We start from the raw sequence: 5,685 nt of genomic DNA on the forward strand, positions 1-5,685 counted from the left end.
GACAGGCCGACGTTCCATCGGTCGAGGCGTTGCTGGTCCACGAGGACGACCCTCACGTCAACGCGCTCGGCATCAAGGGCGTCGGCGAAATCGGCATCACCGGCACGGCCGGCGCCGTCGCCAATGCGGTCTGGCATGCGACCGGCGTGCGGCCGCGGCGCTTTCCGGTCCGCATCGAGGACCTGCTGGGGTGAGGAGTGGTCCACCTAGCGGATGGGAAGCCAATTGCTTGGCTTCCCGAACGACGAATGGTGAAGGCCCGGTCCGCCTTCGGGCGCACCAAAAAGTCCAGTGGACCTTTTTAAGGGGCTGAACGCCCGAAGGCGGGGAGCGGCAGCGAAGGGCCGCACAGCCGGCGCCAGGTCCCCGCCGGCTGCCAAAGATGAAATCAACGACTTCGCGTCAAGCAACTGGAGCCCGACGCCCATGACCAAAACAACGATCCCAGTTCATCTCGACATCAACGGCCGTGATCACGATCTGCAACTCGAGCCGCGCGTCACGCTGCTCGATGCCTTGCGCGATCGCCTCGGCCTGACCGGAACCAAGAAGGGCTGCGACCACGGCCAGTGCGGCGCCTGCACCGTGCATATCGACGGCGAGCGCGTGCTGGCCTGCCTGACGCTGGCCGCACAAGTCGAGGGCCGCACCGTCACCACCATAGAGGGGCTTGCACGGGAGGGCGAAATGCATCCCGTGCAGGCTGCCTTCCTCGAACAGGACGCCTTCCAGTGCGGCTATTGTACGCCGGGCCAGATCATGTCGGCGGTCGCCTGCATCCGCGAAGGCCATGCCGGCTCCGACGAAGAAATCCGCGAGTATATGGCCGGCAACCTCTGCCGCTGCGGCGCCTATCCGCACATCGTCGCCGCTGTCCGCCAGGCAGCATTGGAGGCCGCATCATGAGGGATTTTTCGTATGTGCGCGCCAATTCGCTCGATGCGGCACGCCAGGCGGCCGCCCTGCCCGGCGCCATGCTCTTGGCCGGCGGCACCACGCTGATCGACCTCGCCAAATGCGGCGTCGCCGAGCCCGAGACGCTGGTCGACATCACCCATCTCAAGGGGTTGGGCAGGATCGAGGTGAACGAGCGCGGCGTCACCATCGGCGCACTGGCCAGGATGAGCCATGTCGCCGACCATGCCGACATCAAGAGTAGCTTCCCCGCCATTTCCGAAGCCCTGTGGCAGGCGGCTTCCGCGCAGATCCGCAACATGGCGACCATCGGCGGCAATCTGATGCAGCGCACGCGCTGCCCTTATTTCCGCGATCCCGCGAATTTCCCAGCCTGCAACAAGCGTGAGCCCGGCTCTGGCTGTTCGGCGATCGGCGGCGTTACCCGTGGCCATGCGGTGCTTGGCATCAGCGACGCGTGCATCGCCATGTATCCGGGCGACCTCGCCGTGGCGCTGGTCGCCTTCGATGCGATCGTGCATCTGGGCGAGCGCCACATCCCGGTCGACGACTTTTTCCTGCTGCCCGGCACCACGCCGGATCGGGAACACGCGATCGAACCGGGCGAGATGATCACCGCGATCGAGATCCCCGGCTCGGCCCCTGCCCGGCGTTCGACTTATCTCAAGATCCGCGACCGGCAATCCTATGAGTTTGCCGCCGCGAGCGCGGCGGTCGGCATTGAGTTCGAACCTGACGGCCGAACGATCCGCGATTTGCGCGTCGCGCTTGGCGGCGTCGCGACCAAGCCGTGGCGTGCGCGGGCCGTGGAAAACGCGCTGAAGGGCAAGGTGCTGGAGCCGGACACTGTGCGCGCCGCCAGCCTGCTCGCCGTCGAAGGCTCTGTCGACCATGGCGCCAACCACTACAAGGTCGAACTGGCGCCGCGCGTCGTCGCCCGCGCCATCCGCAAATTGGGAGAGACGGCATGACCGTTCACAACATCAGGCATGGGGATGCGTCCGACGGCGCTTTTGCCGAAGCCGTCGGCGGCCGGCTGTCGCGCATCGACGGCCCGGCCAAGATCACCGGTGCGGCGAAATACGCCGTCGAGCAGCAGCTCGAAGGCCTCGCCTACGCCGTCCTGGTCGAGAGCACGATTGCATCGGGCAAGGTGCGCGCGATCGACACCACTGCCGCCGAGGTGGCGCCCGGCGTGCTGCAGGTGCTGACGCCGGACACCATCATCAGCCTGAGGACCGCGGCGGACTGGTTCGGCACGCCGCCGCCCGACAAGCCGTATTGCCCGCTCGCGCGCGACATCACCTTTTCGGGTCAGCATGTCGCCGCCGTGGTCGCCGAGACCTTCGAGCGGGCGGTCGCGGCGGCGGCACTGGTCAAGGTCAGCTATGAGGAAACGCCTGCCATCGTCGACCTCAGCGACGCCAAAGCCGGCGATGGCATCGCGATCGATGCCATGACCAAGGAATGGGGCGACGCGCAAGGTGCGTTCGCCTCGGCGCCGGTCCGCATCTGCGCCGCCTACAACACGCCGCGCGAGTACCAGGCGCCGATGGAGCCGCATGGCCTGATCGCCCGCTGGGAGGGCGACCACCTCACCGTGTGGGAGCCGAGCCAATGGCTGGACGGCATGGCGCGCACCTATGCCGAATGGTTCGGTGTGCCGTTCGAGAACGTGCGGCTGGTGTCGCCCTATATTGGCGGCGGCTTCGGCTCCAAGGCGCTGGCGCTCAGCCATGGCGCGGTGGCCGCCTGTGCGGCCAAAATGCTCGGCCGGCCGGTGCGGCTGGTGATGACCCGGCCGCAGACTTTTACCGGCTATGGCGGCCGCGCGGCGACGCGCCAGACGGTGACGATCGGCGCCGACGTGCAGGGAAAGATCCAGTCGATCGTGCATCGCGGCGTCAATGAAACATCCATCGACGGCATGTGGGTCGAGCCGCTCGGATCGGTCACCTCGATCATGTACACAACGCCGAATTTCTCCTCGAAGCAGAATGTCGTACGGGTCAATTCGGTGGTGCCGGGCGCCATGCGCGCGCCGGGCGAAAACCCCTCAGCCTTCGGCATCGAAAGCGCCATCGACGAGCTTGCCTACGAGGTCGGCATCGATCCGCTGGAGATCCGGCTCCGAAACTATGCCGAGCAGGATCCACATGCCAAAAAAGCCTGGTCGACCAGGCAGTTGCGCGAGGCTTTTGCTGCAGGCGCCGAACGCTTCGGCTGGTCCAGGCGCACACCCGAACCGCGCTCGATGCGCGACGGCAACCAGTTGATCGGCTGGGGCGTCGCCGCCGGCACCTATCCGGTGCGACGCGCCTATGGCGAGGCGCTCGTGCGCATCCTGGCCGATGGTTCGGTCGAGGTCGAAAGCTCCTCGATCGACATGGGCCAGGGCACCTACACCATCCTGGCGCAGACCGCCGCCGAAACGCTCGGCGTGCGAGCTGACGACGTGGTGGTGAAGCTCGGTGACTCCCGCTTTCCGCGCGCCGGCGTCACCGGCGGTTCGCGGCTGGCCGGCGTGATGACGGGTGCGGTCTACAAGGCGGCAACCTCGGCCCTCGACCAGTTGGTGGGCCTCGCCATCAGCGATCCACGCTCGCCCTTCCACGCGCTGCAGGCCAACACGCTGGTCGTCGCCAATGGCCGTATCGCTTCGCCGCGCGGCGACGGCCCCGATGTCTCCGTCGCCGAACTGCTCAAGTGCGTCGGCCGCGACCACATCGAAGCCACCGGCGACACCATGCCGGCCAATTCGACGCCAGATGATCGCTACAAGAACTACACCACCATCGCCATGTCGGTGCCGCACACCGAGGGCGACTATTCCCGCCACTCCTGGTGCGCGCATTTCATCGAAGTGCGCGTCGACGAGGATTTCGGCACGGTGCGTGTATCGCGTGTGGTGTCGGCGCTGGATTCGGGCCGGCTCTACAACCCGAAACTTGCCGAAAGCCAATGGAAGGGCGGCATCATCATGGGCATCGGCCAGGCGCTATTGGAAGAAGGCATCGTCGACCGCCGCCACGGCCGCATCGTCAATGACAACCTCGCCGACTACCTCGTGCCGACCAATGCCGACATCCCCGACATCGAGGTGATCTCGGTCGGCATCCCCGACCTGCATTCCTCGGTGCTCGGCGGCAAGGGCGTTGGCGAACTGGCCATTGTCGGCGTGGCGCCGGCGATTGCCAACGCGGTATTCCATGCGACGGGAAAGAGGATCAGGGATCTGCCGATCACGCTGGAGAAGCTGATTTAAGGGCGGTGGCCGATCTACCCCTTGAGGGTCCCCTTGTGGGGAGGCCAGGCCGCAGCTTCGGGCGGTGGTGCTCCCTCCACACTTTCACCTTCAGCACTCGCGCAACCATCAAGGGGTAAGACCATGAGCGACATCCATTTTGGCACCGGCAAAATGCCCCCTGAAAACATTACCCCCCTCAGCATCGCCGACTGGCTGTGCCTTGCCGCGGCCATAGCCGAAACCGAGGCCCGCCACGCGATCCGAAAACCGCTGACCCGGACGACGAGCCGTGACTTCCTTATGCAGGTTTTCTGCTCCGTTGCTGCTCAAAGCCCAAATCGGCAAGACCGCGCTCCACCAAGCCCTCAAAGCCGAAAAATTAGCCACATCCACCGTCAAACCGAAATGGGTTCTTCTGGTGACGCCATGGCTAACCAGTTAACCCGACGCTACCCATCGAGGGTGCTATCATATTGATCTCGGTCAACGGACGGCGGGTATGCGACGCGCGGCCACAGGAGCGGCCGCGCATGACAGGATTATCCGCTTAAGCCGCGGTTTCGGCGCCGGCCTCGCTTTGCGCGGCATAGTGCGCAAATGTCGCCTTGAAGCGGCCGTTGACGTATTCGCCCGACGTGATCGGAGGGTACTTCGCAGGATGATCCTCATCAATGCAACTGGGAAGCACCTCGATCACGGCATCATAGTTTGGACCGAAGAAGAACGGGATCGAATAGCGTTCTTTGCCGGAACGATTCACCGCGCGGTGGACGGTCGAGGCGAAAAGGTCATTGGTCCAACGCGCCATCTGATCTCCCACATTGACGACGAAGCAGCCGGGGACGGGATCGGCCGCAATCCACTCGCCAGTTGCATTCAGTACCTGCAAGGCTGAAATACCATCCTTCTGGGCCAGGATCGTGAAGCACTCATAGTCCGAATGCGCCCCAATTCCGATCTGGCGGTCATCGATCTCGCCAAACTGCGGTGGATAGTGGAGCACCCGCAAAGTTGCGAGCGGCTTGCCGACCAGCAGGTCGAAATATGTCTCCTCCAACCCAAGAGCCAGAGCAAAGGCATGGAGCAGGTGGCCACTCAGCGTCAGCATCTCGGCATGGTAGGCTTCCAGTGCCGTTCGGAATTCCGGCCTGCCCGCTGGCCACTGGTTGGGACCGTAGAGTACTTTGCCGGCCTTCACGTCCGGATCGTCGGCTGGCACATCCAGCGCAATATCATACGATTCGTGCAGGTCTCCGCGCGCGGTCGGATCCGTATTCTCTTCCAATATTGCCGCATAACCGCGATTATTCTTTGAATTGGAAACGTGATTCTCCATCTTCACGTCGTCGGATTCGGCGAAATACACCTCCGCCACCCCAAACGCGGCATCGATGACCTCCTTCGGAACGTGATGGTTCTTGATATAGAGGAAGCCGACTTCCGTGCAGGCCTTGCGCAGTTCCTGGGCGAGCTTTCGCTTGGCCGCCTCGTTGCCTGCGAACATGGGCTCGAGATCGATGATC

The 5,685-nt window shown here is 64.3% G+C and carries 6 protein-coding genes; 5 read left to right on the plus strand and 1 reads right to left on the minus strand.

Annotation, left to right across the window (positions count from 1 at the left end):
- The 5 genes from ENZ74_RS19635 to ENZ74_RS19655 all read left to right on the plus strand — a co-directional run.
- Positions 1-194, plus strand: a 194-nt coding sequence (locus ENZ74_RS19635) for a hypothetical protein (protein ID WP_164761088.1), incomplete at its 5' end; no start/stop codon positions are given.
- A 232-nt stretch (positions 195-426) separates the two neighbouring features.
- Positions 427-906, plus strand: coding sequence for a (2Fe-2S)-binding protein (locus ENZ74_RS19640; RefSeq protein WP_013530702.1), 480 nt, complete (start codon positions 427-429; stop codon positions 904-906).
- Positions 903-1,886, plus strand: a complete 984-nt coding sequence (locus tag ENZ74_RS19645; RefSeq protein ID WP_063168587.1) for a xanthine dehydrogenase family protein subunit M — start codon at positions 903-905, stop codon at positions 1,884-1,886. Before ENZ74_RS19640 ends, ENZ74_RS19645 begins: the two co-directional genes overlap by 4 nt.
- Positions 1,883-4,180, plus strand: coding sequence for a xanthine dehydrogenase family protein molybdopterin-binding subunit (locus ENZ74_RS19650; protein WP_063168588.1), 2,298 nt, complete (start codon positions 1,883-1,885; stop codon positions 4,178-4,180). The genes ENZ74_RS19645 and ENZ74_RS19650 overlap by 4 nt, the downstream gene beginning before the upstream one ends.
- 123 nt (positions 4,181-4,303) lie before the next feature.
- A complete protein-coding gene (locus ENZ74_RS19655; protein WP_127224178.1) occupies positions 4,304-4,639 on the plus strand; it encodes a hypothetical protein in 336 nt (111 codons plus the stop codon).
- 70 nt (positions 4,640-4,709) lie between these two features.
- On the opposite strand, the gene ENZ74_RS19660 is transcribed toward ENZ74_RS19655, so the two are convergent.
- A complete protein-coding gene (locus ENZ74_RS19660; protein WP_245470980.1) occupies positions 4,710-5,684 on the minus strand; it encodes a 2-oxoglutarate and iron-dependent oxygenase domain-containing protein in 975 nt (324 codons plus the stop codon).
- Position 5,685: the final 1 nt, after the last annotated feature.

The sequence above is a fragment of the Mesorhizobium sp. M7A.F.Ca.CA.002.15.2.1 genome (assembly GCF_003998715.1).
GTDB lineage: Bacteria > Pseudomonadota > Alphaproteobacteria > Rhizobiales > Rhizobiaceae > Mesorhizobium > Mesorhizobium ciceri.